At 66.9% G+C, this 26,913-nt stretch carries 24 protein-coding genes; 13 read left to right on the top strand and 11 right to left on the bottom strand.

What is annotated here, in order from left to right; all coding sequences use genetic code 11:
* Window positions 1-306 precede the first annotated feature (306 nt).
* From msrQ to FJM51_RS19140, 4 genes are all read right to left on the bottom strand, one after another.
* A complete protein-coding gene (gene msrQ / locus FJM51_RS19155) occupies window positions 307-936 on the bottom strand; it encodes a protein-methionine-sulfoxide reductase heme-binding subunit MsrQ (protein WP_140455742.1) in 630 nt (209 codons plus the stop codon).
* Window positions 937-940: 4 nt separating this feature from the next.
* A complete protein-coding gene (msrP, locus tag FJM51_RS19150; protein ID WP_140455741.1) occupies window positions 941-1,876 on the bottom strand; it encodes a protein-methionine-sulfoxide reductase catalytic subunit MsrP in 936 nt (311 codons plus the stop codon).
* A gap of 93 nt (window positions 1,877-1,969) precedes the next feature.
* Window positions 1,970-2,740 carry a trans-aconitate 2-methyltransferase gene (gene tam, locus FJM51_RS19145; protein ID WP_140455740.1) on the bottom strand — a complete coding sequence of 257 codons (771 nt, stop codon included), beginning with the start codon at window positions 2,738-2,740 and terminating at the stop codon, window positions 1,970-1,972.
* A complete protein-coding gene (locus tag FJM51_RS19140) occupies window positions 2,737-3,201 on the bottom strand; it encodes a GFA family protein (RefSeq protein WP_140455739.1) in 465 nt (154 codons plus the stop codon). Before FJM51_RS19140 ends, tam begins: the two co-directional genes overlap by 4 nt.
* A 125-nt stretch (window positions 3,202-3,326) precedes the next feature.
* On the opposite strand from FJM51_RS19140, the gene FJM51_RS19135 reads away from it, so the two are divergent.
* On the top strand, window positions 3,327-4,286 hold the full coding sequence (locus FJM51_RS19135) for an autotransporter domain-containing protein (protein WP_181164638.1): 960 nt from the start codon (window positions 3,327-3,329) through the stop codon (window positions 4,284-4,286).
* A 21-nt stretch (window positions 4,287-4,307) separates the two neighbouring features.
* On the opposite strand, the gene FJM51_RS19130 is transcribed toward FJM51_RS19135, so the two are convergent.
* Window positions 4,308-5,132: a DeoR/GlpR family DNA-binding transcription regulator gene (locus FJM51_RS19130; protein ID WP_140455737.1), complete on the bottom strand. Its 825-nt coding sequence runs from the start codon at window positions 5,130-5,132 to the stop codon at window positions 4,308-4,310.
* Between the two features lie 156 nt (window positions 5,133-5,288).
* Here FJM51_RS19130 and FJM51_RS19125 point away from each other — a divergent pair, with 156 nt between their 5' ends.
* From FJM51_RS19125 to FJM51_RS19105, 5 genes are all read left to right on the top strand, one after another.
* On the top strand, window positions 5,289-6,764 hold the full coding sequence (locus FJM51_RS19125; protein WP_140455736.1) for an L-fucose/L-arabinose isomerase family protein: 1,476 nt from the start codon (window positions 5,289-5,291) through the stop codon (window positions 6,762-6,764).
* A 121-nt stretch (window positions 6,765-6,885) separates the two neighbouring features.
* Window positions 6,886-7,827, top strand: coding sequence for a D-ribose ABC transporter substrate-binding protein (locus FJM51_RS19120; protein ID WP_140455735.1), 942 nt, complete (start codon window positions 6,886-6,888; stop codon window positions 7,825-7,827).
* A 50-nt stretch (window positions 7,828-7,877) separates the two neighbouring features.
* Entirely contained in the window at window positions 7,878-8,519 is a 642-nt protein-coding gene (locus FJM51_RS19115) for a DUF2291 family protein (protein WP_140455734.1), read from the top strand.
* Window positions 8,516-10,042: a sugar ABC transporter ATP-binding protein gene (locus tag FJM51_RS19110; protein WP_140455733.1), complete on the top strand. Its 1,527-nt coding sequence runs from the start codon at window positions 8,516-8,518 to the stop codon at window positions 10,040-10,042. Before FJM51_RS19115 ends, FJM51_RS19110 begins: the two co-directional genes overlap by 4 nt.
* A complete protein-coding gene (locus FJM51_RS19105) occupies window positions 10,039-11,097 on the top strand; it encodes an ABC transporter permease (RefSeq protein ID WP_140455732.1) in 1,059 nt (352 codons plus the stop codon). Before FJM51_RS19110 ends, FJM51_RS19105 begins: the two co-directional genes overlap by 4 nt.
* An 82-nt stretch (window positions 11,098-11,179) precedes the next feature.
* Here the strand turns inward: FJM51_RS19105 and FJM51_RS19100 are convergent, their stop codons facing one another.
* From FJM51_RS19100 to FJM51_RS19080, 5 genes are all read right to left on the bottom strand, one after another.
* Complete coding sequence (locus tag FJM51_RS19100) at window positions 11,180-11,965, bottom strand: SDR family oxidoreductase (protein WP_140455731.1); 786 nt, start codon at window positions 11,963-11,965, stop codon at window positions 11,180-11,182.
* A gap of 22 nt (window positions 11,966-11,987) precedes the next feature.
* On the bottom strand, window positions 11,988-12,920 hold the full coding sequence (locus FJM51_RS19095; RefSeq protein ID WP_233713187.1) for a sugar-binding transcriptional regulator: 933 nt from the start codon (window positions 12,918-12,920) through the stop codon (window positions 11,988-11,990).
* A gap of 40 nt (window positions 12,921-12,960) precedes the next feature.
* Window positions 12,961-14,433: an FGGY family carbohydrate kinase gene (locus tag FJM51_RS19090; protein ID WP_140455729.1), complete on the bottom strand. Its 1,473-nt coding sequence runs from the start codon at window positions 14,431-14,433 to the stop codon at window positions 12,961-12,963.
* A 111-nt stretch (window positions 14,434-14,544) separates the two neighbouring features.
* Window positions 14,545-15,504: a transketolase family protein gene (locus FJM51_RS19085; RefSeq protein WP_140455728.1), complete on the bottom strand. Its 960-nt coding sequence runs from the start codon at window positions 15,502-15,504 to the stop codon at window positions 14,545-14,547.
* Window positions 15,501-16,313 carry a transketolase gene (locus tag FJM51_RS19080; protein WP_140455727.1) on the bottom strand — a complete coding sequence of 271 codons (813 nt, stop codon included), beginning with the start codon at window positions 16,311-16,313 and terminating at the stop codon, window positions 15,501-15,503. The genes FJM51_RS19085 and FJM51_RS19080 overlap by 4 nt, the downstream gene beginning before the upstream one ends.
* 209 nt (window positions 16,314-16,522) lie before the next feature.
* On the opposite strand from FJM51_RS19080, the gene FJM51_RS19075 reads away from it, so the two are divergent.
* The 4 genes from FJM51_RS19075 to FJM51_RS19060 all read left to right on the top strand — a co-directional run bounded on the left by FJM51_RS19075 (window position 16,523) and on the right by FJM51_RS19060 (window position 20,834).
* Entirely contained in the window at window positions 16,523-17,497 is a 975-nt protein-coding gene (locus tag FJM51_RS19075) for an ABC transporter permease (protein WP_140455726.1), read from the top strand.
* Between the two features lie 116 nt (window positions 17,498-17,613).
* Window positions 17,614-18,540, top strand: a complete 927-nt coding sequence (locus FJM51_RS19070; protein WP_140455725.1) for a sugar ABC transporter substrate-binding protein — start codon at window positions 17,614-17,616, stop codon at window positions 18,538-18,540.
* A gap of 18 nt (window positions 18,541-18,558) precedes the next feature.
* Window positions 18,559-20,040: a sugar ABC transporter ATP-binding protein gene (locus FJM51_RS19065; RefSeq protein WP_140455724.1), complete on the top strand. Its 1,482-nt coding sequence runs from the start codon at window positions 18,559-18,561 to the stop codon at window positions 20,038-20,040.
* 8 nt (window positions 20,041-20,048) lie between these two features.
* Window positions 20,049-20,834, top strand: a complete 786-nt coding sequence (locus tag FJM51_RS19060) for an SDR family oxidoreductase (protein WP_233713186.1) — start codon at window positions 20,049-20,051, stop codon at window positions 20,832-20,834.
* 59 nt (window positions 20,835-20,893) lie between these two features.
* Here FJM51_RS19060 and clpB read toward each other — a convergent pair whose 3' ends face one another.
* The gene (clpB, locus tag FJM51_RS19055; protein ID WP_140455723.1) at window positions 20,894-23,494 is read right to left on the bottom strand and encodes an ATP-dependent chaperone ClpB; all 2,601 of its coding nucleotides are present in this window, start codon (window positions 23,492-23,494) and stop codon (window positions 20,894-20,896) included.
* 195 nt (window positions 23,495-23,689) lie between these two features.
* On the opposite strand from clpB, the gene FJM51_RS19050 reads away from it, so the two are divergent.
* The 3 genes from FJM51_RS19050 to pyrF all read left to right on the top strand — a co-directional run bounded on the left by FJM51_RS19050 (window position 23,690) and on the right by pyrF (window position 26,770).
* Window positions 23,690-25,072, top strand: a complete 1,383-nt coding sequence (locus tag FJM51_RS19050; RefSeq protein ID WP_140455722.1) for an AAA family ATPase — start codon at window positions 23,690-23,692, stop codon at window positions 25,070-25,072.
* A complete protein-coding gene (locus FJM51_RS19045) occupies window positions 25,069-26,001 on the top strand; it encodes a DUF4435 domain-containing protein (RefSeq protein ID WP_140455721.1) in 933 nt (310 codons plus the stop codon). Before FJM51_RS19050 ends, FJM51_RS19045 begins: the two co-directional genes overlap by 4 nt.
* A 76-nt stretch (window positions 26,002-26,077) precedes the next feature.
* Window positions 26,078-26,770 (top strand): orotidine-5'-phosphate decarboxylase, encoded by a 693-nt coding sequence (gene pyrF, locus FJM51_RS19040; protein ID WP_140455720.1) that lies wholly within the window; start codon window positions 26,078-26,080, stop codon window positions 26,768-26,770.
* Window positions 26,771-26,913 lie beyond the last annotated feature (143 nt).

Genomic DNA, 26,913 nt, shown 5'->3' with positions numbered 1-26,913 from the left:
CTAGCAGGTCGACATGCAAACGATCCGCTTCGTCGAAAACAAAGCCAAACCGCCCGCATATCCCTTCATCATTCCAGATATGTCAAAGAGCGTCGGGGCAAAAAACCGACTGTCCGCGCTTTTTTCTCAGCGCATCCAGCCGCTCAACCTCGATTGTCACCGTCGCGGTCCGTTCGGAGCGTTTCGCTCGTCCCGTCCTCGCCGCCGGTGGAGGGCTATCTACGGATCCGGGGAGAGTCGCGCAAGCGGAAAATGCGGATCGTGACAGATTTTTTTCATCCCCCCGCCCCCCTTCCCCGGCCGGGATCACGCCGGCCGCGCCAGGGTCCGGACCCGCCCCCGCCGGGGCAGCAGCCGGTAGAGGAGCAGCGCCGCCACGATCCCCGCGTAGACGAGCGGCTCCGGCGGCCAGGCCTTCACCAGCCAGACGAAATGCACCGCCCCGAGCGCCGTCGCCGGATAGACCAGCCGATGCAGCGCCCGCCAGCGCGCGCCGCCGAGCGACCGGATCGCCCGGTCGGTCGAGGTGAGCGCGACCGGCAGCAGCAGGACGAGCGCCGTCATGCCGACGACGATATAGGGCCGCTTCACGATGTCGGTCAGCGCGGCGGCGAGATCCATCCCGCGGTCGAACACCACCCAGGCCGCGAGATGGAGCAGGAGATAATAGAAGGCCATCAGCCCGATCATCCGCCGGAAGCGCAGGAAACTCACCCCCGTCAGTTCGCGTAGCGGCGTCACCGCCAGCGCCGCGATCAGCAGTTGCAGCGCGGTCAGGCCGAGGTTCTGCTCGAGCGCGCGCGCCGGATCGGGCCCCAGCGCGTTCAGGAGCCCGGCCCGCAGCCACAGCGCCGCCGGCGCGAAGCCGATCACGTACCAGGGCCAGACCGGCACGCGGCGCAGCCAGCGGTTGAGCGCATCCGCGATTCCGCGCATCGGCTCAGAAATACTTGCGCAGGTCCATGCCGGCGTAGAGGCTCCCCACCTCCTCGGCATAGCCGTTGAACATCTCGGTGTCGCGCTTGGCGAAGAGCCCGCCGCCGATCACCCGTTCGGTCGCCTGGCTCCAGCGCGGATGGTCCACGTTCGGATTCACGTTCGCGTAGAAGCCGTATTCGTTGCCGGCCTGCTGCTTCCAGGTGGTCGGCGGCTGGTCGGTCACGAGGCTGATCCGCACGATCGACTTGATCCCCTTGAACCCGTATTTCCACGGCACGACCAGCCGGATCGGCGCGCCGTTCTGGTTCGGCAGCGTCTCGCCATAGAGGCCGACCGCGAGGATCGTCAGCGGATGCGTCGCCTCGTCGAGCCGAAGTCCCTCGACATAGGGCCAGTGGAGCGAGGGCAGCAGACTGCGCTGCGCCGGCATCTCCGCCGGGCGGAGCAGCGTCTCGAAGGCGACGTATTTCGCGCCCGGGTCGGGCTCCACCCGCCGCAGCAGGTCGCCGAGCGGAAAGCCGATCCAGGGGATCACCATCGACCAGGCCTCGACGCAGCGATGGCGGTAGATCCGCTCCTCGAGCCGCTCGGGCTTCACGAGGTCCTCGAGCGCGTAGGTGCCGGGTTTGCCGCAGGCGCCGTCGATCCTGACCGACCAGGGATCGGTGGTGAGCGCGCCCGCGTATTTCGCCGGATCGCCCTTGTCGAAGCCGAATTCGTAGAAATTGTTGTAGGTGGTCACGTAGTCGTAGGGCGTCGGCTTCGCGTCGGTCGAATAGCGGCTCGGCGTCGCGGCGAGCTTCGCCGCCTCGGCCGCGCCGGCAAGACCGGCGGCCGCGACCCCCGCCATTCCCGCGATGAGTGCCCGGCGGCTGAGCCAGGCCGATTTCGGCGTGACTTCGGAATAGGCGAACCGCGGGCGTGTCCGGATCAGCATGCGCTCCTCCCTCTTTCACCAGAGATAGCCCAGTTACGCGTGCGACCCGCCCGGTATTTCAGCCGCGTCATCACATCCGCGCGACGGCGCCGCTCAGGCCCGGCCCATGCGCGCCAGAAGAAACAGCCGGGGGAAGCGCAGCGCCACGCGCCCGTCCGGCAGGGCGGAATAGGCGACGCGAAGCTCCTCGAGATAGCGGGCGGTGAACTCGTCGCGCTCCGCCTCCCCGAGCGGATCGAGGAAGGAGCGCAGGCCGGTCGCGCGCAGCCAGTCCACGATCGCCGCGTGGCCGGCGAGCTGGTGGTAATAGGTCGTGCGCCAGACCTCCGCCTCCGCCCCCATGCGCTGGAAGATCGCGAGATACTCCTCCGCCGCGAGCAGCCGATCCCGCTGTACGCCGCGCAGCCGCTCCGCCCAGGGGCCGCGGGCCGCGACCTCGCGCATCAGCGCGTGGCTCGGCTCGTCGAGATTGTCGGGCATCTGCAGCGCCAGCCAGCCGCCGGGCGCGAGCCGCGCCCCGAGCGCCGGGATGAGGCGCGCGTGATCCGGCAGCCATTGCAGTACCGCGTTCGCGAGCATCAGGTCGGGGGCCGCGCCGTCCCGGTCGCGCAGGTCGCCGAGCGTGAAGCGAAGGGCGGGCAGCCGTTCGCGCGCCGCGGCGATCATGTCGGGCGAGGAATCGATCCCCTCGACCTCGGCGCCCGGAAAGCGCGCCGCCAGCACCCCGGTCGAATTGCCGGGCCCGCAGCCGAGATCGACCGCCCGCGCGATCCCCTCCGCCGGCACCTCCGCGAGCAGGTCGCGCACCGGGCGCGTCCGCTCCCGCTCGAAGGTCAGGTAGCGCGCCGCCGACCAGTCGCTCATTCCGCGATCCCGGCCCAGGCGCGATAGTCGGCGAGGATGGCGGGAAAGTCCTCCATCGCCGGAAACTCGGGATAGCTCCGCGGCGCCCCGGTCGCCACGCCGGGCAGCTTCGCCGCGGTCCACATCTCGATATAGGGCCGGAACCAGGAACGGTCGTCGAGCACGGGGGCGCGCAGGTTCACGAAGGGGCCGAGCGCCTCGACCGTCGAGAACATCCAGGTCTTGCACCAGCCGCAGAAGTGATGCCGCGCCTCGCCATGCATCCCGCCGAGCTCGGTTTCGCCTCGCGTCACCGCGAACCCCGCGTCGGGAACGGCGATCGAGAGCGAGAAGGCGCTCGCCGTCATCCTCTGGCACCCCCGGCAGTGGCAGGCGGAGGTCAGGAGCGGCGGCGCGCTCACGCGGACGCGCACCCGGCCGCAGCGGCAGCCACCTTCCAGCGGCATCGTCCAGTCGGGCATCGCCGTCCCTCCCCCGGAGAAGCCGTGACCGAATGGCCACGCCTGGGTCAGCCGCCCGCCGCGCACTCTGGACAGAGCGCGCGGAACGGCCGATCCTCCGGCGGTCAACCCTTTCGCGATCCCAGATGATCCGCAACCATTTTCGCGCCCTCCCGCTTCTCGGCCTCCTCGCGCTGCCCTCCGGCGCGCGGGCGGACAGGCTCGAGGATCTCACCGGCCTCTCGATCGAACGCCACGCCCAGGGCGCGCTGGCCGTGCTCGGCATCTCGGCGGTGCCGAGCGAGACCGCCAGCGCGCTCGAATTCAACACCGGGACGCGCCCGGGGGGGCAGAGCGATTTCCAGGCGGCGCAGCTCGGCGCCGGCATCACGCTGAGCGAGGCTTTCCCGCTCTATCTCGAGGGCTATATCGGCTACGATCGCTACGATCCGCATTTCACCGTGACCGACGGAACCCAGAGCGCCCGGCTCCGGCCGAAATGGACCGGCTTCGCCGCGACCGGCGGGATCGGCTGGGATTTCCGCCTCACCGACGCGCTCGTCCTGCGGCCGATGGCCAATGTCGCGCTCGGGCAGGTGGTGAGCGACACATCCTTCGTCGCGCAGTTCATCGCGAACCGGATCGGCGCGGAGGACGCGGCATTCCTGCGCGACGGCGGCCTGACCGCCGGCGGGCTGGGCGGTTCGCTCGTGCTCGCCTACGACCGGAGCTGGGAGAACGACCTCCAGGCCGAATACACGCTGCGCTACACCTATCTCCACCTCGAGCCGATCGGCGGCGACCGCGACATCGTGGCGAGCGCCGAGGCCTCGACGCTCGCGCTCTGGTCGCGGCTCCGGATGCCGACCGGGATCGAGGCCTTCGGCGGGCCGCTGCGCACCGTCGCCGAATTCTCCGCCTCCTGGCTTCCCGGCGACCAGGGGGAGATCCTGAACACCGACTGGCTCGCGCAGACCGGCTACGGGATCGAGTTCGACGTCTCGCGGACCGGGCTTCCGCTCGTGACCAAGGGCAGGCTGGTGTTCCGCTACTCCTTCGGGGAGCACCTGACCGGCTACGGGCTCGGGCTGGCGGCGAGCTTCTGAGGCGCGCGCGCCGCGGGCGGTTCACTCAGCGATCAGCAGCCTTATCCCCCGCCGTTCGAAGGCCTGGGCGTCGGCGTCGGAAATGCCGTCGTCGGTGATGAAGCTGTTGATCACCTCGAGCGCGCCGAGCCGGGTGAAGCTCGAGCGGTTGATCTTGGTCGAATCCGCGACGAGGTAGACATGGCTCGCCGCGCGGATCATCGCCTCCTTGAGCTGGAGATCCGCGAAGCTCGGATAGGTGAGGCCGGTGTCGACCGCCACGCCCGCCGTCGCGAGGAAGAGCTTCCCCGCGAAGATGTTCTTGAAATACTCGACCGAGCGGTCGCCCGAAAGCGAGAGCGTCGGCGCCTTGAACTGGCCGCCCGGCATGTGCACCGCCATCCCGGGCAATCCGCCGAGGATGAGCGCGATGTTGAGCGCGTTGGTGATCACCGTCAGGTCGCGCCGATCGGTCAGGCGCAGCGCAACCTCCGTCGTGGTCGAGCCCGCGTCGAGGATCAGCGTCTCGCCATCGGTGACCTGCGCCGCGGCCAGCGCGCCGATCCGGCGCTTCTTCTCCATGTTCTCGGTATGCTGCAGCTTCAGCGCGCCGACCTGCGCGGCGGTGTCCCTGAGATAGGCGCCGCCGTGCTCCCGCGTGACATGGCCCTCGTTCTCGAGCCGCTCCAGATCCTGCCGGATCGTCGCCTCGGAGACCTCGAAGGCGCGCGAGAGCTCGCGGACGCGGGCGCTGCCCTCCTCCTGGATCCATTCGAGGATCTTGCGCCGACGGGGTTCCGACAGGAGGCCCGACAGCGCCTCGCCCCGGTCGGAGGGGGCGGGGGCGGATCCGGTTGAACTTGCCATCTCGCCACCTCTCCCGCCACCGCGCGCCACCCCCGATCCTACAGCCGCGCACCCCGGGAGTGTAGGCCCGAGCCCGCTTGCGACGCGACCGACCCGAGGATATACGGAAATCAACGAAAGCAAACAAAAACAAACAATAATTCAGGGAGCCATCGGATGACCCGAACGATTCGCCGCGACGTGACCCTGGGGGTTGTGATCGGCAGCCGCGCCTTCTTCAGCGCCGCTCCCTGCCGCGCGGCGCGCGAGGCGGTGCTCGGCCATCTCGACGCGCTCGGCATCCGCGCCATCACCCTGTCCTTCGAGGCGACGCTGAACGGCGCGGTGCAGTCGATTCCCGACGCCGAGCTCTACGCGCGCCATTTCCGCGCGCACGCGGAGGAGATCGACGGTCTCGTCATCTGCCTGCCGAATTTCGGCGACGAGATCGCGATCATCGAACTCGTCTCCCGCGCGAAGCTCGGCGTGCCGATCCTGCTCCAGGCCTCGAACGACGAGAACGACAAGGTCGACGTGAACAGCCGCCGCGACGCCTTCTGCGGCAAGATCAGCGTTTCCAACAACTTCTGGCAGTACGGCGTCCCGTTCACCGAGACGGCGACCCATACCTGCGACGAGGCCGGCCCCGCCTTCCGCGGCGATCTCGAACGCTTCGCCCGGATCTGCCGGACCGTGCGCGGCCTCAAGGGCGCGCGGCTCGGCGCCATCGGCGCGCGGACCGGCGCCTTCCAGACCATGCGCTACAGCGAGAAGCTGCTGCAGGAGGGCGGCGTCACCGTCGTCACGGCGGACCTCTCCGAACTCATGGGCCGCGCCGAGAGGCTCCGCGAGGACGACCCGGTGCTTGCCGCCAAGCTCGCAGCGATCAAGAGCTACGGCACCATTCCCGAGCATATCAAGCCCGAGCAGATCGCCCGCCAGGCGCGCTGGAGCGTCACCGTCGACCGCTGGATCGAGGAGAACGAATGCGACGCGAGCGCGATCCAGTGCTGGCGCTCGCTGCAGGACAATTTCGGCTGCGCCACCTGCGTCACCATGTCGATGATGGGCGAGGAGCTGATGCCCTCGGCCTGCGAGGTCGACGTGATGGGCGCGCTCTCGATGTACGCGCTCGCGCTCGCCTCCGGCGCGCCGCCGGCGATCCTCGACTGGAACAACAACTTCGGCGCCGAGCCGGAGATGTGCGTCTGCACGCATTGCGGCAATTTCCCGAGGAAATTCATTGGCGACACGCCCGAGATCGGCGAGCTCGACGTGCTCGGCACCGTGATCGGCCGCGAGAAATGCTTCGGCGCGGTCAAGGGCAAGGTGAAGGCCGGGCCGATGACCTTCTTTCGCGTCTCCTCCGACGACCGGGCCGGCACGCTCAAGACCTATCTCGGCCAGGGCGATTTCACCGACGACCCCTATCCGATGGATGGCGGCATCGCGGTCTGCCGCGTCCCCGGCCTCCGGCGGCTGATGCGCTTCGTGACGCGGAACGGCTTCGAGCATCACGTCGCCATGGTGCGCGGCCACCACGCCGATGTCGTGGAGGAGGCGGTGACGCGCTACCTCGGCTGGCCGATCTACCACCACGGCGCCGAGCCGGAACCGCTGCTCTTCGACCCGCGCGCCCGCTTCCGCGGCTGATCGCAACTCGACAGCAAACGATAGTAAACGAAAACAAACCGGATTGACTTCCGCGGAAGCCGCGCAAAGATGGTCGGCAACCGCGGAGATCATGCCGCGGAGTCAGGGAGAGAATACGACCATGAATTCCATGCGCCGATTCCTGTTGTCCGCCGCCGTGGCGGGTCTCGCCGCCTTCGGCCCGGCCCTCGCCCAGGCCGCCGATACGATCGCCATCATCACGCCGAGCCACGACAATCCGTTCTTCAAGGCCGAGGCCGACGGCGCGGATGCGAAGGCCAAGGAGCTCGGCTACGACACGATGGTGCTCGTCCACGACGACGACGCGAACAAGCAGTCCGAACTCTTCGACAGCGCCATCGCCGCGGGGGTGAAGGCGATCATCCTCGACAACGCCGGCGCCGACGCCTCCGTCGCCGCGGTCCAGAAGGCGAAGGACGCGGGCATCCCCTCCTTCCTGATCGACCGCGAGATCACCTCGACCGGCGTCGCGGTGTCGCAGATCGTCTCGAACAACTACCAGGGCGCGCAGCTCGGCGCCGAGGAATTCGTGAAGCTGATGGGCGAGAAGGGCAAGTACGCCGAACTCGTCGGCAAGGAATCCGACACCAACGCCGGAATCCGCAGCCAGGGCTATCACGACATCATCGACCAGTATCCCGATCTCGAGATGGTCGCTCGCCAGACCGCGAACTGGTCGCAGACCGAGGCCTATTCGGTGATGGAGTCGATGCTCCAGGCCCATCCCGACATCCAGGGCGTGATCTCGGGCAATGACACGATGGCGATGGGCGCCTGGGCGGCGCTGGAAGCCGCGGGGCGGACGGATGTGATCGTCGTCGGCTTCGACGGTTCCAACGATGTGCGCGACTCGATCGAGAAGGGCGGCATCAAGGCGACCGTGCTCCAGCCCGCCTACCGCCAGGCGCAGATGGCGGTCGAGCAGGCCGACAAGTATCTCGAGACCGGCGCCACCGGCCAAGACGAGAAGCAGCTGATGGACTGCGTCCTCATCAACGCGGACAACGCCGGCAAGCTCGAGACCTTCGCGCTCTCCGAATGACGGATGGCCAGGGCCGGCGCCCGCGCGCGCCGGCCGGCACGAGGATCGCGATGTTCCGGTTTCCCCTCACCCTCGTCTGCGCCGCGCTGCTGCTCGCGCCGTCGGGCTGCAAGATCGTCAAGACGCCCGCGGCGGGCGAGACGGCCGCCGGCGACGCCACCGGCGACGCGGCGCGGGCCGAGACGCGGGTGGCGGAGACCTACGACGCGAAGCTCGTGCCCTTCATCACGGAAAGGGCGGTGCCGGTCGCGGATCTGCGCGCCGCGCTCGCGGGCGGGCTCGACACCGCCGGCGCCGCCCATGGCACGCGCGGCTCCGGCGCCGGGGCGGCCTGGACATTCCCGGTCAAGGGCGAGGGAAAGGTGGTCGAGGCCGCGCTCGACACCCGCGCCCGGACGCTCGGAATCGATACCGACGGCGACGGGGCGGCCGACGCGACGCTCCAGCTCGGCCCCGTCATCAAGGGCACCGCGCTCCGCGACGTCGCACCCTTCTACAATTTCGACGATTTCCGCGACCAGATCGAATTCGCGAAACTCGCCCGCGGCCTGAACGACCGCGCCACCGCCGCCATCGCCCTTCCGGAGGGTGACCCGAAGGGGCGGACCGTCGCCTTCCTCGGCGCCGTCGCGCTTCGCTCCGCGACCGAGCCCATGCTGGTGACGCCGGTCTCGCTCGAGGTCCGGCCGTGACCGGGCCGCATCCGGTCGGCCTGTCGATCCGGGGCGCGGTCAAGGTCTATCCCGGCACCCGCGCGCTCAAGGGCGTCGATTTCGACATCCGCATGGGCGCCGTCAACGTGCTCGTCGGCGAGAACGGCGCGGGCAAGTCCACGCTGATGAAGGTCATCGCCGGCGTCGAGGATCTGACCGAGGGCGAGATCCTGATGGACGGCCGGCCCGTCGTGTTCCGGAGCAAGGAGGACGCGGTCGCCGCCGGCATCGGCATCGTCTTCCAGGAACTCAACCTCTTCCCCGACCTCACGGTGGCGGAGAACGTCTTCATCGGCCGCGAGCCGCTTCGCCTTGGCTTCGACATCGACAAGGGCGAGATGGCGCGCCGGACCCAGGCGCTGATGCGGCGGCTGGAGCAGGACATCCGGCCCGAGCAGGTGCTCGGCTATCTCCGCATCGGCCAGCAACAGATCATCGAGATCGCCAAGGCGCTGGCCGAGGACGCGCGCATCCTGATCCTCGACGAACCCACCTCCGCGCTCTCGCCGCAGGAGGTCGAGGTGCTCTTCCGCGTGATCGGGGAACTCACCGCGCAGGGGGTCGGCGTCGTCTACATCTCGCACAGGCTCGAGGAGCTGATCCGGATCGGCGACTACATCACCGTGCTCCGCGACGGCGCGATCACCGGATCGCGCGGGATGGCGGGCGTCGACATCCCCTGGATCGTCCAGGCGATGATCGGCGACAAGTCGAAGGACTATTCGGCCGGGATCTCCCACGCCTTCGGCGCCGAGGTGTTCCGCGCCGAGGACGTCTCGCTGCCGAAGCCCGGCGGAGGCTACGCGGTCGACCACGTCTCGCTCTCGGTCCGCGCGGGCGAGATCCTCGGCCTCTACGGGCTGATGGGCGCGGGGCGCACCGAATTCCTCGAATGCGTGATGGCGCAGCATCCGCGCGCGACGGGCCGGATGTTCGTGGGCGACCGGCCGCTCCGGGGCGACGTCGCGGCGCGGATCGCGCGCGGGATCGCGCTGGTGCCCGAGGACCGCAAGCGCGACGGGCTCATCCAGATCCTCTCGGTGCGCGAGAATCTCACGCTTTCCTCGCTCAAGGCGCTCTCGATCGGCCCGCATCTCAGCCTCCGCGCCGAGGCGGCCCGGGCCGCGGACTACATCCGCCGCCTCGTCATCAAGGTCGCGAGCGCCGAGAACCCGGTCTCCTCGCTCTCGGGCGGCAACCAGCAGAAGGTGGTGATCGGCAAGGCGCTGATGACGGGTCCGAAGATCCTGCTGATGGACGAGCCCTCGCGCGGGATCGACATCGGCGCCAAGGCCGAGATCTACCGCGCGATGCGCCGCCTCGCCGCCGAGGGGATCGCGATCCTCTTCGTCACCTCCGACATCGAGGAGGTCATGGGGCTCGCCGACCGGATCCTGGTGATGGCCGAGGGCCGGCTGGTCCGCGAATTTCCCGCCGGCGCGCCCGCGGCCGAGATCATCGCCGCCGCCAACACGAAGAAGCAGAGGGAGCACGCCGCATGAGCGCCGCCTCGATCGATGCCCCGGGCCACGCGCCGAGCCGCGCCTGGCTGCTCCTGCTCCTGAGGGCGCGCACCTTCGTCGCGCTCATTCTCGTGCTCGCCTATTTCTCCTGGGCGGCGCCGAACTTCCTCTCGGTCGCGAACGCGGTGCTCGTGTCGAAACACGTCGCGATCAACGCTTTCCTCGCGATCGGCATGACCTTCGTCATCATCACCGGCGGCATCGACCTCTCGGTCGGCTCAGTGGTCGGGCTCACCGGCATGATCACCGGCTGGCTGGTGCTCCACGGGATCGACCCCGGATTCGGCTGGTCGATCCAGTTCAACACCTTCGAGATCGCCGCCATCGCCTGCGCCTGCGGAATCCTCGTGGGCGCGATCAACGGACTGCTCATCACGCGGTTCAACGTCGCCCCCTTCATCGCGACGCTCGGCATGCTCTATGTCGCGCGCGGCGCCGCGCTGCTGCTCTCCGACGGCCGGACCTTTCCGAACCTCAACGGCAATCCCGAATACGGTTCCGCGACCTTCCCCCTGATCGGAACCGGGCAGATGCTCGGTATCCCGGTCATGATCTGGCTCCTGGCGCTCACCGTCGCGCTTTCGAGCTACATCGCCCACCGCACGAGGCTCGGCCGCAACATCTACGCGGTCGGCGGCAACGAGCGCGGCGCCGCGCTTTCGGGGGTCAACGTGCGCCGGGTGAAGATGTTCGTCTACATGTTCTCGGGGCTGATGGCGGCGCTCGTCGGCATCATCATCGCCTCGCAGCTCCGCGCCTCCCATCCGGCGACGGGCGAGTTCTTCGAACTGAACGCCATCGCCGCCGCCGTGCTCGGCGGCACCTCGATGTCGGGCGGGCGCGGCCGGATCGGCGGCACGATCGTCGGCGCCTTCGTGATCGGCATCCTCTCGGACGGGCTCATCATGATGGGCGTCTCGTCCTTCTGGCAGATGGTGATCAAGGGCCTCGTCATCATCGCCGCCGTGGTGATCGACCAGCTCCAGAGCCGCCTCCAGGCCCGTGTCGCCCTAGCCCAGGAAGCGGCCGGCTAAGCATGTGGGCGGACATCTGTCCGCCTCTCCCCGGCCTCCCGTAGGGGCGGAGCGAGGCGGACAAATGTCCGCCCTACGCGCTTCACGACATGATCAGGCCGCCGTCGACGTTGATCGTCTGGCCAGTGACATAAGCCGCGTCCTCCGAGGCGAGGAACGCCACCAGCGCGCCGACCTCGGCCGGGGTGCCCGCCCGCTTCATCGGGATGCCCTCGACCCATTCGGCCATCAGCTCGCCCGGGCCATAGTCCCCGAGCATCGCGCCCCAGACCCGGTCGTTGTAGTCCCACATCTCGGTATGGATGATTCCGGGGCAGATCGCGTTCACCGTGATCCCCTCCGCCGCCACCTCCTTCGCGAGGCTCTGCGTCAGTCCGACCACGCCGAACTTCGAGGCGGCGTAATGCGGCGTGTAGATGAACCCCTGCCGCGCCTGGCCCGAGGCGGTGTTGACGAGGCGGCCCTTCGTCCCGCTGGCGCGGAAGCGGCGGATCGCCTCCTGACAGCAGAGGAACACGCCCTTGGTGTTGACGTCGAGGTTCAGGTCCCATTCGCGCTCGGTCAGATCCTCGACCTTCGCGATGGTGATGACGCCCGCGTTCTGGACCGAGACGGAGAGCGGCCCGAGCTTCGCCTCGGCCTCGGCGTAGGTCGCGGCCACCGCCTTCGCGTCGGTCACGTCCAGTTGAAAGCCGATCACCTCGGCGCCGGTCTCGGCCGCGATCGCCGCCGCCGTTTCGGCGGTATCCTTCTCGATCGCCGCGATCGCGACGCGGGCGCCCTCCGATGCGAAGCGCGTGGCGATGCCGCGCCCGATCCCCTTGTTGCCGCCGGTGACGAGCACGGCCTGTCCTTCGAAACGCTTCATGATTTTCCCCTTCTGGCGGTCCTCAGCCGGCGAGCCGGGCCGCGGTGAATCTGTCGGTGACGAGCACGTCGATCGCCCCGGTGCGGAGCGCGCCCATGATCGCGAGCGTCTTGGCGGCGCCGCCCGCCAGCGCCATCACGCGCGGCACGCGGGCGAGTTCGTCGAGCGGCATCCCGATCACCCGCCCGTCGAGCGGCGTCCTGACCGGCTGGCCGCGCAGGTCGAAGAAGCGCAGCGACATGTCGCCGACCGCGCCCGCGTCGGTGAGCGCGGAAAGCTCGGCGCGCGAGAAGATGTTGCCCGAGCGCGCCAGCAGTTCGGAGGGTTCGACCGCGCCGATGCCGATGATCGCGAGCGTGATCGCGCCGAAGAGATCCATCGTCTCGCGCACGAAGGGATCGGCGAGCATCACCGCCTTCGCCTCGGGCGAGGCGGCGACGCCCTGCACCGGCAGGAGCCTGGGCTCGGCCCCGGTCAGCCGCGCGAGCCGGGTGGTGAGCTGGGTCGCATGGGTCTGCACCGAAGGATCGCCCATGCCGCCCAGCGTCTGCACCACGTATTTCGCCCGCGTGGTCTTGGACGGATGGATGTTGTCGACCATCCGGAGCACGGTCTGGCTCCAGCTCGAGACGCCGATGATCTCGTCGGGCTGCAGCGTCGCCTCGAGGAAATGCGCCGCCCCCTCGCCGATGCGCGCCATGATCGCGCCCTCGCGATCCTCGGTGCAGTCGACCACGATCACCTCGCCGACGCCGAAGCGCTCGCGCACCGCGGCCTCCAGCTCGGTGAAGGTGCCGGGCGGCGGGATCACCGTGGTCCGCACGATGTCCTCCTGCTCGGCCCGCTTCAGCATCCGTGACACGGTGGCCTGAGACATGCGCAGATGCTCCGCGATCTCCGCCTGCCGCTTGCCCTCGCCGTGATACATCTGGGCGACCCGGGCGATCAGTCTCAACTCGTTTATCCGGCCCATCGTCGCCCCTCGCGGTGAATGTTTATTCACCCGTATCCGGCGCGCCCGGCAGCGTCGAGCGCGCGATGGCATCCCTCCAGACCGCGAGCGGCCCGGCGGTCTCCGCCCCGCCCGGCGTGATCGTCGTGCCCGCGCGCGGCAGCGCGGCGATGGCGTCGAGATCGGGCCAGAGCCCGAGCGAGAGCCCGGCGAGATAGGCGGCGCCCAGCGCCGAGGCCTCGGCCGCGTCGCGCTGGATGATCGGATGCGCCAGCATCTCCGCGACGCAGCGCATCAGGAAATCGTTGCGGCTCGGGCCCCCATCGACGTAAAGCGCGCCGAGCGGGCTCGGCGACTGCGCGCTCATCGCGGCGAAGACGTCATGCACCTGGAAGGCGATCGAATCCGTCACCGCGCGGGCGAGATCGGCGCGCGTCGTGTTGAAGGTGATCCCGGAAAAGAGCGCGCGCGCGTCCGATGCCCAGTAGGGCGCGCCGAGGCCGACGAAGGCGGGCACGAACCCCGCCGCCCCCGAAGTGCCCGTCGCGGCGAGTTCGACGAGCGCCTGCACGTCCGGCAGCCCGAGCATCTCCGCCATCCAGGGCAGCGAGGCGGCCGAGACGAGGATGTTGCCCTCGAAGGCATAGGTGGCCTTGCCGCCGATCGCCCAGGCGATCGTCGTGGTGATCCCGCTTTTCGGCGCGATGAAGCCCGGCAGCGTCGTCATCACCGAGGATCCGGTGCCGAAGGTAATCTTGCCGTCGCCGGGGCGGAAGGCGCCGTGGCCGAACAGCGCCGCGTGGCTGTCCCCGATCGCGGCGCGGACCGGCACGCCGTCGGGCAGGCCGGGCACGCCCCTGGTGACGCCGAAATCGCCCGCGCTGTCGCGGACCTCCGGGAGGCAGTCGAGCGGCACGCCGAAGAGCTCGGAAAGCTCCGCGCTCCAGACCTGCCGCCCGAGGTCGAACAGCTGGCTCCGCGCCGCGTTCGCCGCGTCGCAGGCATGGACCGCGCCGCCGGTGAAACAGTGGATCAGCCAGGAATCGATCGTGCCGAGCCGGACCGCGCGGCCCCGCGGCACGCGGTCCAGCAGCCATTTCATCTTCGGACCCGGGAACATCGGGTCGATCGGCAGGCCCGTCAGCGCCGAGACCTGCTCCGCGTGGCCCGCCGCGTTCAGCCGCGCGCAGTCGGGCGCGGTGCGGCGGCATTGCCAGCTCACCACCGGCCCGAGCGGCTCACCGGTCGCCGCGTCCCAGGCGGTGACCGATTCGCGCTGGTTCGAGATCGCGAGGCCGAGGATCTCGACCTCCGGCCCCGCCGCGAGACAGGCGGCGATGGCCTCGAGCACCGAGTCCCAGAGCCGCTTCGGGCTCTGCTCGACCCAGCCCGGACGCGGATGCTCGATCCCCACGGCCGCGGCGCCCCGCGCGAGGATCTCGCCGCTCGCGGAGACGAGCACGGCCTTGGAATTGGTCGTGCCCTGGTCGATGGCGAGAATGGCCGGGGTCGTCATGGCGGGGCTCCCTTGGGATGGTCTTCTTGGCGTTGGACGGAAGGCGGACAAATGTCCGCCCTACGGGTGGCGGCGTAGGGCGGACATTTGTCCGCCGCCCCGGCGCCGGCCTTACCGCTTGCGCGCGATCAGCGCCTCGGCCGCGTCCGCGACCGCGGCGGGGGCCATGCCGAACTCGTCGAGCAGGAACTCGGCCGAGCCGGTGGGCGCGAAGATGCCCGGCACGCCGAGGATCTTCATCGGCGCCGGCGCCTCGGCGACCACCACCTCGGCGATCGCGGACCCGAGGCCGCCGAAGGTCGAATGCTCCTCCGCCGTCAGGATCGCGCCGGTGTCGCGCACCGCGGCGACCACCGCCTCGACGTCGATCGGGCGCACGGTGGCCATGTTGAGCACGCGCGCCTCGACGCCGCGCCCGGCGAGGATCTCCGCCGCCTTCAGCATCCGGTGCGTGAGCGTCCCGTTCGCGATCAGCGTCACGTCGGAACCGTCACGGAGCTGGTTCGCCTTGCCGAGTTCGAAGACATGCCCCTCCGGCAGCAGGTCCGGCACGCCGACGCGCGAGAGCCTGAGGAAGCACGGGCCCGGATAGGTCGCGGCCCATTCCACCGCGGCCGCCGTCTCGATCGAATCGCAGGGCGCGATCACCGGCAGGTTCGGCAGCACGCGGGTCCAGGCGAAATCCTCGATCGAGTGATGCGTCGGCCCGAGCTCGCCATAGGCCATGCCCGAGGAGATGCCGACGAGCTTCACGTTGGCATTGGAATAGGCGATGTCGGCCTTGATCTGCTCGAGCGCCCGGCCCGTGAGGAAGGGCGCGGCGGCGCAGACGAAGGGCAGCATGCCGCCATTGGCGAGCCCGGCGCCGACGCCGACCATGTTCTGCTCGGCGATGCCGACATTGACGAGCCGCTCGGGGAACTTCGCCTTGAACCCGCCGAGCTTCGAGGAGCCGACGGAATCGTTGCAGACGGCGACGACCTTCTCGTTCTCGGCGCCGAGGCGCTCCAGCACCGCGACGAAGGCGTCGCGGCAGTCCCTGAGCTTCGGGGCGGTCAGAACCTCGCTCATTCCATTTCCTCCGCGAGCTCTTCCATGGCGGTCTTGTACTGCTCGGCATTCGGCACCTTGTGATGCCAGTCCACGCGGTCCTGCATGAACGAGATGCCGTGGCCCTTGTTGGTATGCGCGACGACGCAGTGCGGCCGGTCGCCGCGATGCTCGAGCGCCGGAACGATCTCGGACATGTCGTTGCCGTTGATCTCCGTCACCTCCCAGCCGAAGGCCTCGAGCTTCGGGCGCAGGGGGGCGAGATTGTTCGTGTCCGCGAGCGCCGCGCCCTGCTGGAAGCGGTTGTGGTCGATGATGAGCGTCAGGTTGTCGAGGCCGAACTGCGCCGCGGCCATGATCGCCTCCCAGTTCGAGCCTTCCTGCATCTCGCCGTCGCCGGTCATCACATAGGTGCGCCAGGACGCCCCCCCGAGCTTCGCCGCCTTCGCCATGCCGACCGCGACCGGCAGGCCGTGGCCGAGCGGGCCGGTGTTGGTCTCGACGCCCGGAACCTTCTGGCAGTTCGGGTGGCCGTTCAGCCGCGAATGCGGCTTGAGGAAGGTCGAGATCTCCTCCTCCGGAATGAAGCCGCGCTTCGCGAGCGTCACGTAGAGCGCGCAGGCGGTATGGCCCTTGGAGAGCACGAATCGGTCGCGGCCCGGGTTCCCGGGATCGTCGGGCATGACGTTCAATACGCGGAAATAGAGCGCGGTCAGGATGTCGATCGCCGACATCTCGCCGCCGATATGGCCGGCGCCGGCCTCGAAGACCGCGCGCAGATCCCGGCGGCGAATCCCCTTGGCAACGCGCTCGAGGTCATTCGTCTGCATGAATCCCCCTATATGCATGTTTATTCACTCAGCGATATAATTGCGGGGTGGGCGCAAATGTCAAGCGAAAGTTGATCGCCATGCGGGATGAGCTCAAACCGGGCAAACCGGGTTGACAGGCGCGCAACCCGTCGCGTATGAATGAAACCACGTTAACGAATAAATATGCACACACAGCGGTTCAACCGCGCCGCCCCGGGAGGGCCCACATGATCGCAACAGTCTCCGAGCGGGAACCGGCCCGGAGCCGGGGCATTCTCGCCTCGCTCAGCGGGGCCACGGGGCCCCTCATCGGCCTCATCCTGCTCTGCGTCTTCCTGTCGCTCGCCACCGACACCTTCCTGTCGGTCAGGAACGCGCTCAACATCCTCGACCAGATCACCGTGCTCGGCATCATGGCCGTCGGCATGAGCTTCGTGATCCTGATCGGCGGCATCGACCTCTCGGTCGGCTCGGTCCTCGCGCTCTCGATGATGGTGATGGGCTGGCTCGCCAATGTGATGGGCCTGCCCCTCCCGATCTCGATCCTGCTCGCGCTCGTCGCCTCCGGCCTCTGCGGCATGGTCTCGGGGATGCTGATCACCGGCTTCCGCGTGCCCCCGTTCATCGCCACGCTCGCGATGATGTCGGTCGCCCGCGGCCTCGCCAACATGATCACCGACGGCCAGCAGATCGTCGGCTTCCCCGACTGGTTCATGATGCTCGCGATCGACCGGCATTTCGGCGTGCTGACCGCGACCGTCGCGCTCATGCTCGTCGTCACCGCCGCCGCCTGGGCCTTCCTGCGCTATCGTTCCGGCGGGCGGATGCTCTACGCGGTCGGCGGCAATCCGGAAGTCGCGCGGCTCGCCGGCATCAACGTCAACTACGTGACGATCGGCGTCTACGTGCTCGCCGCGATCCTCGCCGGGCTCGCCGGCATCGTGCTCGCCGCCCGGCTCGACTCGGTCCAGCCGTCGAGCGGGCTCGGCTACGAGCTCGACACGATCGCCGCGGTCGTCATCGGCGGCACCTCGCTCTCGGGCGGCGCCGGCGGGATCGGCGGGACGCTGATCGGCGTGCTGATCATCGGCGTGCTCCGCAACGGGCTCAATCTCCTGAACGTCTCGCCCTTCCTGCAGCAGGTCATCATCGGCGTCGTCATCGCGCTCGCCGTCGCGGCCGAGACCCTGCGCCGCAGGTGAACGCCCGGCGGAGGCGCCACCCGCCTCCGCTCAACCCATCGCGCCGGAACCGGCCGATCACCCGCCCGCGAGCCGAAGAAGGCGCGGGCACCCCAAGGAACCAAGTGGAGGAAATGATGAGGCTTCTCGGAACGCTCGCCGCCTCGGCCGCGCTCATGGCGCTGTCGGTCTCGGCCCAGGCCCAGGAACTCAAGACGCTCGGCCTCGCCGTCGCCAACCTTCAGGCGAACTTCTTCAACCAGATCAAGCAGTCGGTCGAGGCGCAGGCGCAATCGGAAGGCATCAAGGTCATCACCGTCGACGCCAAGGGCGACGGCCCGACCCAGGTCAACCAGATCCAGGACCTGCTGACCCAGAACATCGACGCGCTCATCTACATCCCCGCCGGCGCCGCCGCCGCGACCGTGCCGGTCAAGCTCGCCAAGGCCGCGGGCGTGCCGGTGGTGAATGTCGACCGCAACGCCGAGGGCGCGCCGGGCGACACGTTCATCGCCACCGACTCGGTCGCCTCCGCCAAGGCGGTCTGCGACTACATCGTCGAAAAGGCCGGCGGCTCGGGCAAGATGGCGATCATCCACGGCCAGAAGGGCACCACGCCCGAGGTCGACCGGATGAAGGGCTGCTCCGAGACGCTCGCGGCCAATCCGGGCGTCGAGGTCGTGGCCGAGCAGTGGTCGAACATGTGGAGCCAGGACGAGGGCTTCCAGATCATGCAGAACATGCTGCAGGCCCATCCCGACATCTCGATCGTCTTCGCCCAGGCCGACGCGCTCGCGCTCGGCGCGGCGCAGGCGATCAAGGTCGCGAATCCCTCCGACAAGATCTGGCTCGCGGGCTTCGACGGCGACACCGCGGCGCTGGAAGCCCTGAAGAACGGCGTCTTCGACGTGACCGCCACCCAGCAGACCCAGCTCATGGGCCGCATGGCGGTCGAGAGCGCGAAGAAGCTCGTGGCGGGCGAGGACGTGCCCGCCGAGCAGCTCCTGCCCGCGACGCTCACCACCACGGAGAACGTCGACGGCTTCATCGCCAACCACCCGTAACGCGAGGGAGCCCGCGCCATGTCAGAGCCCATCCTGTCGCTTCGCGGCATCTCGAAGAGCTACGGACCCCTCCAGGTGCTCCGGAACGTCGATCTCGACATCCACGCCGGCGAGGTCGTGGCCCTTCTGGGCGAGAATGGCGCGGGCAAGTCCACGCTCTCCGGCATCATCGCCGGATCGCGCCCGCCCTCCGAGGGGAGCATGACCTGGATGGGGCGGCCCTATGCCCCCGCCTCCCCGCGCGAGGCGATCGACAAGGGCGTGGTGCTGATCCACCAGGAGCTGAAGCTTCTGCCCGAACTCACCATCGCCGAGAACGTCTTCATCGGCCGCTGGCCGATGAAGGGCGGGCGCGTCGACCGCGCCGCCATGGTCGAGCGCGCGCAGGAGCAGCTCGCGCGCCTCAACCTCCGCCTCCCCGCCACGCGCAAGGTGCAGGGCCTCTCGACCGCGCAGCAGCAGCTCGTCGAGATCGCGAAGGCCTTGGCGCTCGACGCGAAGCTCCTGATCCTCGACGAGCCGACCGCCGCTCTCGGAGGCGCCGAGACCGAGGCCTTGTTCGAGCAGGTGCGGAAACTGCGCGCCGAGGGCGTGGGGATCATCTACATCTCGCACCGGATGGAGGAGATCCGCCAGATCACCGACCGGATCGTCGTGCTGCGCGACGGCGAGCACGTGGCCGATTTCGCCGACAGCGCCACCCCGGTCCGCACCGTCGTCGAGAGCATGGTGGGCCGCAGCCTCGAACGGATGTTCCCGCCGGTCCCGACGCCGAAGGCGCGCACCGTGCTCGAGGTGCGCGGCCTCACCGGGGCGAACGGCGCCTTCCGCGACGCGAATTTCTCGGTCGCGGAGGGCGAGATCCTCGGCATCGCCGGCCTCGTCGGCGCCGGGCGCACCGAACTCGTCCGCGCCATCGCCGGGGCCGATCCGGTGAGCGCCGGGACGATCTGGCTCGACGGCCGCGAACTCGCGCTGAGGAGCCCGGCCGATGCGATCGCGGAGGGCATCGTCATGGTGCCGGAGGACCGCAAGCTGCAGGGCCTCGTCGTCGAGCACGGCATCGGCGAGAACATCGTCTATGCCAATCTCGACAAGGTCTCCCGCGGCGGCTGGATCAGCAAATCGGCCGTGCGCGCCTTCGCCGACGGGGCGATCGCCCGGTTCGGCGTCAAGGGTCAGGCGGGCCAGCCGGGATCGAGCCTCTCGGGCGGCAACCAGCAGAAGGTGGTGATCGCCAAATGGCTCGCCCGCGGCCCCCGCGTGGTGATCCTCGACGAGCCGACGCGCGGCATCGACGTCGGCGCGCGCTCGGGCATCTACGACATCATCGCGGGTCTCGCCCGGGAAGGCGTCGCCGTCATCGTCGTCAGCTCCGACCTCGAGGAGGTACTCGGCGTCTCCAACCGGATCGTGGTGCTCGCGCAGGGGCGGCAGGCCGGGATCCTGAACCGGGCCGAGGCGAACGACGTCTCGGTCATGGAACTCGCGACCATCTGAGGAAAATCATGGACATTACCCTGAACGCTCCGAAGCTCTTCGACCTCTCGGGACAGGTCGCCCTCGTCACCGGCGCGGGCAGCGGCATCGGCCAGCGCATCGCGATCGGCCTCGCCCAGTGCGGCGCCGACGTGGCGCTGCTCGACCGCCGGACCGACGGCGGGCTCGCCGAGACCGCGGAGGCCGTCGCCGCCGCCGGACGCAAGAGCCTCTCGCTGGCGGCCGACGTGACCAGCGGCCCGGCGCTCGCCGAGGCCGTCGCCCGGACCGAGGCCGAACTCGGCCCGCTCTCGCTCGCGGTCAACGCCGCCGGCATCGCCAATGCGAACCCGGCCGAGGAAATGGCGGAGGACCAGTTCCAGACGCTGATGGACATCAACCTGAAGGGCGTGTTTCTCTCCTGCCAGGCCGAGGCGCGGGCGATGCTCGCCCATGGGCGCGGCGCGATCGTCAACATCGCCTCGATGTCCGGCGTGATCGTCAACCGCGGCCTCTCGCAGTGCCACTACAACGCGTCCAAGGCCGGCGTGATCCACATGTCGAAGTCGATGGCAATGGAATGGGTGGACCGGGGCGTTCGCGTGAACACGATCAGCCCGGGCTATACCGCGACGCCGATGAACACGCGCCCCGAGATGGTGCACCAGACGAAGCTCTTCGAGGAGCAGACGCCGATGGGCCGCATGGCGAGCGTCGACGAGATGGTCGGCCCCGCGGTCTTCCTGCTCTCCGACGCCGCCTCCTTCGTGACCGGCGTCGATCTCCTGGTCGACGGCGGCTTCTGCTGCTGGTGAGCAAGAAGAAGCCCGGCTCCTGAGAGCCGGGCTTTTCCAGTCCTTCCCGTCGTCGCGGCTCAGTGCACCGCCGCGGGCTTCTTCGTCTCGGCGCTCTCGCCGAAGGTCAGCCCCTCGCTGTCCGCGCCGACGCGCACCGTCGCGCCATCGAGGATCTCGCCCGCGAGCAGCTTCTCCGCGAGCGGGTTCTGCAATGCGCTCTGGATCACCCGCTTCAGCGGCCGCGCGCCGTAGACCGGATCGTAGCCCCGGTTCGCGAGCCAGGTCCGCGCCTCGTCGGAGACCTCCAGCGTGATGTTCCGCTGGCCAAGCCGCTTCGCGAGGATCCCCACCTGGATCTCCACGATCCCGTCCATGTTCGCGCGGGAGAGCCGGTCGAACAGCACGATCTCGTCGAGCCGGTTCAGGAACTCCGGCCGGAAATGCGCGCGCACCGCCGCCATCACCTGATCCCGCGCCCCTTCCGCCGGCGTGCCCTCGGGCAGCACCGACAAGGCCTGCGAGCCGAGGTTCGACGTCAGGATGATGAGCGTGTTCTTGAAATCGACCACGCGCCCCTGGCTGTCGGTCAGCCGCCCGTCGTCGAGCACCTGCAACAGCACGTTGAACACATCCGGATGCGCCTTCTCGACCTCGTCGAACAGGATCACCTGATAGGGCCTGCGCCGCACGGCTTCCGTCAGCACGCCGCCCTCGTCATAACCGACATAGCCCGGAGGCGCGCCGATCAGCCGGGCGACGGAATGCTTCTCCATGTATTCCGACATGTCGATGCGCACCATCGCCTGGTCGTCGTCGAACAGGAACGCCGCCAGCGCCTTGGTGAGCTCCGTCTTGCCCACCCCCGTCGGCCCGAGGAACAGGAACGAGCCCAGCGGCCGGTTCGGATCGTTCAGCCCCGCCCGCGCCCGCCGCACGGCATTGGACACGGCGACCACCGCCTCCTTCTGCCCGATGACGCGCTTGCCGATCGAAGCCTCCATGTGGAGCAGCTTCTCCCGCTCGCCCTCCAGCATCCGGTCCACCGGGATCCCGGTCCAGCGCTCGACGACCTGCGCGATCTGCTCAGGAGTCACCGCCTCCTCGACCATCGCCTCGCCGCCCTTCGCCTCGGCCTCCGCGAGCTCCTTCTCGAACTGCGGGATCACGCCGTAGGAGAGCCGCCCGGCCTCGGCCAGATTGCCGACCCGCTTCGCGTTCTCGAGATCGACCCGCGCCGCGTCGAGCTTCTCCTTCAGCTCCGCCGCGCCCTTCATCTTGTCGCGCTCGGCCTGCCACTGCGCCGTCATCTCCGCCGAGCGGTCCTGCAAGGCCGAAAGCTCCACCAGCAGCTTCTGCAGCCGGTCCTGGCTCGCCTGGTCCTTCTCGACCTTCAGCGCCTCCGCCTCGATCTGCTTCTGCAGGATCTCGCGGTCGAGCGCGTCGAGCTCCTCCGGCTTCGAATCCACCGCCATCCGCAAGCGGCTCGCCGCCTCGTCCATCAGGTCGATCGCCTTGTCCGGCAGGAACCGGTCCGCGATGTAGCGATGCGACAGCGTCGCCGCCGCCACCAGCGCCGAATCGGTGATCCGCACGCCGTGATGGACCTCGTACTTCTCCTTGATGCCGCGCAGGATCGAGATCGTGTCCTCGACCGTCGGCTCGCTCACGAAGACCGGCTGGAACCGCCGCGCCAGCGCCGCGTCCTTCTCGACATGCTTGCGATACTCGTCGAGCGTCGTCGCCCCGACGCAATGCAGCTCGCCCCGCGCCAGCGCCGGCTTCAAGAGGTTCGAGGCGTCCATCGCCCCCTCCGCCTTGCCCGCGCCGACCAGCGTGTGCATCTCGTCGATGAAGAGGATCACCTCGCCCGCCGCCGCCGTCACCTCGGTCAGCACCGACTTCAGCCGCTCCTCGAACTCGCCGCGGTACTTCGCCCCGGCGATCAGCGCGCCCATGTCGAGCGCCAGCAGCTTCTTGTCCTGCAAACTCTCCGGCACGTCGCCGTTGACGATCCTGAGCGCCAGCCCCTCGGCGATCGCCGTCTTGCCGACGCCGGGCTCGCCGATCAGCACCGGGTTGTTCTTCGTCCGCCGGCTCAGCACCTGCATCGAGCGCCGGATCTCCTCGTCCCGCCCGATGATCGGATCGATCTTGCCCTCGCGCGCCGCCTCGGTCAGGTCGCGCGCATACTTGCGCAGCGCGTCATAGCCCTGCTCCGCGCTCGCGGTATCGGCGGTCCGGCCCTTGCGCAGATCGTTGATCGCGTTGTTGAGCCCGTTCGGCGTCACGCCCCCGGCCTTCAGCGCGTCGTTCGCGGCGGATTTGACGATGGCGAGCGCGGTCAGCACCCGCTCGACCGTGACGAAGGAGTCCTTCGCCTGGGTCGCGATCTTCTCCGCCTCGGCGAGCACCTTGCCGGTCTGCGTGTCGATATAAAGCTGCCCGTCGCCGCCCTCGACCTTCGGCAGCCTGTTCACCGCCGCCTCGTTCGCGGCGCGCACCATCGCGGGATCGCCGCCCGAGGCCTTGATGAGATTGTTGGCGAGCCCCTGGTCGTCGTCGAGCAGCGCCTTCAGCAGATGCTCGGGCATGAAGCGCTGGTTGCCCTCCCTGAGCGCAATGGTCTGCGCGGCCTGGACGAAACCGCGGGCCCGTTCCGAGAACTTCTCGAAGTTCATGAATGTCTCCCTCTCCGGCATCCCCCGGGTGTCGCCCTGTCAGCGGCGCGATCGGCGGGGGACCTTGGGGAGTAGGTAGGGAGGGAGGGGGCGGGGGACAAGGACTGCACGCCCCGAGCAACCACCGGGACATTAGGGTTGCAACAAGCTGGCGCTACGACGATATTTCAGATCTCGGACGCAGGTAGCTATAGCATGCTGAATTTTCGCAGTTTTGAAATTAACGGCCTTTTCGGAGAGGTTGATATCGAACTGCCGATCGAGGGCAATCGATTAATAATCGTCGGTTACAACGGCATTGGCAAAAGTACCATTCTAAATATTATCTACTACTTCATAAGTAGACAGTGGAAAAAACTTGCCGATCAAGATTTTGTTTCCATCCGCGCGACGTTTACCAATAGGAAAAAAATAAAGCTTACCCGAGAAGAAATAACCAAATCGCTATCCTCCAGACGGGTAGCCCGCAGATTGGCACATTTGCCCTACAGCCTTTATGTCAAAGCAAACGACCTTATAAATAAGGAATCTATCTATCGCGGAACGAGCTACACAAGACAGATTAATCATATCTCCGAAAAGTTAGGACTTCCAAGGCACTTCGCCGAGGAGTTACTGCTCGAAATCAGAAACGAATCTGACCCAAACGACTCGACAAAAGATCCACTCTACGCGGCAGACTCCTATCTAGATAAAAACTTGTTAGGTAGAATACTATATCTACCCACATATCGCCGCATTGAGAAGGATCTAAAGACTGTATTCCCTGAAATAGAAGATGAATTGCAGCGCAAACTGACGAGACGGTTTCGCGAGGGATCTAAATCAAATACGTATATCGAACTCGTTCAGTTCGGAATGCAGGACGTAAAGAGTAAGATTTACTCTCAATTGGAAGAGCTGAGGACATATGCTCTTTCCCAAATTAATAGCCTAACAACCAGTTATCTTCGCGATGTAATTAGATCAGAAGCAAATCAATATGAAAAGATTTCGACAATCGAGATTACCGAGTCAAATTTAGACTCTGTATTCGAGAAGATCGATAATAAAATCCTTAGCTTGGGTGACAAGCAGAAGGTTCGCGACGTAGTAACAAAGCTTCGAACTTCACTCCCTCTCGAAGAAAACGAAAAATATGTTGCTCATTACATTATGTATCTCGTGGAAGTTGGAAAAAATATTGCCGCCAAGGAAGCAAGAATTTCATTGTTTACGGACGTATGTAATTCGTATCTATTCGGAAAGAGGTTTGATTTTAATTCGTCAGACTACATATTAAACATCTCACATGGCTCCGGACGCCCAGTAGAAATGGAAGACCTGTCTTCGGGCGAGAAACAAATAGTAAGCCTATTTTCTCATATGCTGTTAGATGATGTTTCAGATAATTATGTGGTAATAGATGAGCCAGAACTTTCTCTTTCTGTAGATTGGCAGCAGAGGTTTTTGGAAGACATATCCAGCCTGCCCACGTGTCGCTTCATAGGCGCAGTTACTCACTCTCCGTTCATTTTCGAGAATAGCTTAGATCGACACGCCGTGGACCTGCTTTCGCACATGAAAGCTATGAAATGAACTACCTCAACACTTTGAGGCAGCGGCGAAAGACACCTGCGGCGGCATGGCATAAATTGCGTACTCTTCAAGAGACCAATAAGTACGATTGTTATTTTATTTGCGAAGGGGAAGAAGATGAGGATTTTTTTTCAAAATGTTTAGAGGATAATTGGCCTGAATTAAATTTCAAAATGATTGTATGCGACGGCAAGGGGGGCGTCCTCGGGCTAGCGGACAGAGTTCGCGCAGACCTTCCCGAAGCTATCGAAATTGCATATTTAGTTGATCGGGATCATGATAGGTATATCGGTATAGATGAGTACGGCCAAAATGTTTACGCGACGGATCATTACTCGGTGGAGAGTTACTCTTTAGATAGGCGTGTTGTATCTGATACTATATTCAGGTATCTTAAAATTCGAAAGAATGACCCGCTCCATGCGGAATTATTATCGAATTTTGATCGCGACGCGATGGTATTCGTGCGGGCCTGCACAATGCCATTCCTTTACTGCGCCACACTCCGTAAACTTGACGTTGACGTTGACGTCGATGCAGTGCGTCTGTCGGATTTGATCAAGTTTACCGATGAAGGAGCCGTATTGGATCGTAGCGGATTTAACCGTTGGCGCGAAGGCTTTCGTGATCAAATAATAGGAATTGATTCCGAGTTGAGGGTGTCTGCTAAGAAGCTTGGGCTTTATGGCCCGTTGTCGGTAATTCGCGGAAAGATGGTTTCTAGTTTCATTGCTTCATTTTTAAGTTCTATTTCGAAAGTATTCGGTAACCGCCTCAAGGAGAATGGGCACAGGGTTCGCTGTAGCGTAAATTTCGGAAAAAGTAACGTCTTCGGTTTGATCGTTGATTTTATAGAATGCCCTGCATCCTTCCGCTTATTTGTTGATGATTTTCTGTCCCATTTGCGTCCCCCGGCTTTGGTGCCTTAACTCGGCGCCACCTGCCACTCTTGACTCTCCTAACCCCCTCCCCCATTCCCGGCGCCGCACCCACCCGGAGACGCCCATGCCCGACGACCGCCTCATTGTCGGCCTCGACTTGGCCCACGCCCCCGCCGCGCTGGAACTCGTCGAGCGGCTGGGTTCGCGCGCCGTCTTCTACAAGATCGGCCTCGGGATGCTGACGACCGGCGGGCTCGCCGTGGCGAACGAGCTCAAGGCCCAGGGCAAGCGCGTCTTCCTCGACATGAAGCTCTTCGACATTCCGGCGACGATCGAGGCGGCCACGCGGGGCCTCGCCGCCTTCGGGCTCGATTTCCTGACCGTGCACGGCGATCCGCATGTGGTGCGCGCCGCCGTCGCGGGCCGGGGGAACTCGCCCACGAAGATCCTCGCGGTGACGATCCTGACCGCGCTCGACCGGGCCGATCTCGACGAGGCGCTGATCGTGCCGGGCGCCGTCGAGGATCTGGTGGCCGAGCGCGCCGCCCGCGCCTTCCGCGCCGGGGCCGACGGCGTGATCGCCTCGCCGCACGAGGCCGCCGCGATCCGTGCGCTGCCCGAGGCGGCGGGCAAGCTCATCGTCACCCCCGGCGTCCGCCCGGCGGGCTCCCCCCTCGGCGACCAGAAGCGGGTGATGACGCCCTCCGAGGCCATCGCCGCGGGCGCCGATCACATCGTGGTCGGCCGTCCGATCTGGACCGCCCCCGACCCCGCCGCCGCCGCCGAGGCCATCCTCGCGGACCTGCCCCCGCGCTGAGGCGCCAGCCTTTACATATTCGCGAATATGTAAAAGGCGGGCCTCTCCGGCCCCCGCCGATCCGTGAATATGCATAGACATATTCGCGCGAAACCCGGTCATGGAACCGTCGCGGGATCGTCGGAATTCCGTCGCGCCCTCGC

This window comes from Amaricoccus solimangrovi (assembly GCF_006385685.1).
GTDB classification, from domain to species: Bacteria; Pseudomonadota; Alphaproteobacteria; order Rhodobacterales; family Rhodobacteraceae; genus Amaricoccus; species Amaricoccus solimangrovi.
Note: the sequence above shows the minus strand (reverse complement) of the source record. Positions and strands in the feature narration are given on the sequence as shown.